The organism is Bradyrhizobium sp. 23, from assembly GCF_023073295.1.
In the GTDB taxonomy this organism is placed as follows: Bacteria; Pseudomonadota; Alphaproteobacteria; order Rhizobiales; family Xanthobacteraceae; genus Bradyrhizobium; species Bradyrhizobium canariense_D.
This window is the reverse complement of record NZ_JADPJF010000042.1, coordinates 172,529-173,997: the sequence shown is the minus strand read 5'-3', so window position 1 is coordinate 173,997 and position 1,469 is coordinate 172,529. Positions and strand designations below refer to the sequence as shown.

The window sequence follows — 1,469 nt, the reverse complement described above, 5'->3', positions numbered from 1 at the left end:
GCGTTCGTGTCTGTTACGGTGGCGAGGGAGTTGCTTGCATCGGCAAGCTTGTTCAGTTTACCGGCTTGTTCGTCGATACCGGTAGAGGTGGCGCTGATAGTCAGGCGCCTTACAACGTCAGCCAACTTGCTTTATTCCTATGCCGCGCAATAAGAGCGTTTCTTGGTACTTTGACAGGCCGGTGCGTAGGCCAACCCCATGCCCGCTGCCGAACGCATCGTGAAATCGTTTGTGGATAGCAGTCAAGGCGCTGGATAAAGAGCGCTTTATATCTGCCGCAATTTTGGCGATCTGCGTGTCATCGAAGCCTTCAGGAAACTCGCTAATGATCGATTGGGCGAGTTCGCTCCCGTGTTTTATTCCGGCCTCGTAGTGAAAGTATGCGAGCGCGGCTCTTTGCTTTGGTGTCATTAGTTGGCCTATATTGCCTTCAGTTTCATGGGGGATTCGATTATGAGCGCACATTCTGAGCTGGAAGCCGTTATCAACACGCTGGGTGACTGCAAGAAGGCGATCGCAAATGGGGAGCGCGAGAAGGCAAGCAGCAAGTTGAACGACGCGATTTCAAAATTGACGGGTCTAGTTGGCGACGTGAAGAAGCTAGAGCGTGGTGCCAAGAAATAGCTCACGCAAACGCCAATCCGTTCGCCCATTCTTCATTTACATAACTGCTAGACACGCTCGCATTCGCTGCGGCCCGTCCCGTGCTCATGATCGCGGCTACTGCCGGGTCAATGCGGTCGATCGATTTGGCTTTGTGCGGACGGCGGTTACCGCTCGCGTCTTCCATGAAGACAAGGTTGCCGACCGCCCATCGCAGGATGGGATTGCCACCGTGTACGAGCCGCCGTTCGAACAGAGCCTTTTCGAATTCGATCACAGGTGCGGCAAAAGTTGCTAGGTTCTGCGGAAACTCCACCACCGGCAAGCCATCTTCGGCCAGCGAGTCCATCATCTGGCGTGCCGACCATCGGTCGAAGGCGATCTCTTGAACGTCGAATTGCTCGCACATTTCGCGAATGGCGGACTCAACCACGGCAAGGTCCACCGTGTCACCCGGTGTCGCAGTAAGATAGCCTTGATCGCGCCACAGAACATATGGCACGTGGTCGACATCGGATCGCTTCCGGATGCCTTCCTCCGGCGCGAAAGATCGGACGTGCAGAGCATAAGTATTGTCGTTTGCCGGTGCTTGCATCTCGATCGTAGCCGAGACTGAACAAAGGTCCGTGACTTTGGATAGGTCGACCCCGATCCAAGCCTTGCAGCCCTCAAGGTCTACTAGGTTGAATGGCGCCTTACCTTCGTCCCAAACGGCAAGATCAAATGCGGGCTCTGCCGCGCCGTCCAACCACATACCTAGATGTAGCCGCTTGAACACTTCGCGTTGAGCGGGGCGATGCTCAGACTCGCGAACAAACTTTCGTAGGCCGTCTATATCGGGGTAGCCATGGGCGAGGCCAGGATTC

3 protein-coding genes are annotated in these 1,469 nt (G+C 55.3%); 1 reads left to right on the top strand and 2 read right to left on the bottom strand.

Translation table 11 applies throughout. The features are described from left to right. Positions 1-117 precede the first annotated feature (117 nt). Complete coding sequence (locus tag IVB32_RS10560) at positions 118-411, bottom strand: hypothetical protein (RefSeq protein WP_247410319.1); 294 nt, start codon at positions 409-411, stop codon at positions 118-120. A gap of 3 nt (positions 412-414) precedes the next feature. Between IVB32_RS10560 and IVB32_RS10555 the strand changes: the two genes are divergently transcribed. Continuing rightward, positions 415-624: a hypothetical protein gene (locus IVB32_RS10555; RefSeq protein ID WP_247410317.1), complete on the top strand. Its 210-nt coding sequence runs from the start codon at positions 415-417 to the stop codon at positions 622-624. A 1-nt stretch (position 625) separates the two neighbouring features. Here the strand turns inward: IVB32_RS10555 and IVB32_RS10550 are convergent. Beyond that, the coding region (locus tag IVB32_RS10550) for a terminase TerL endonuclease subunit (RefSeq protein ID WP_247410315.1) at positions 626-1,469 on the bottom strand (844 nt) is incomplete at its 5' end.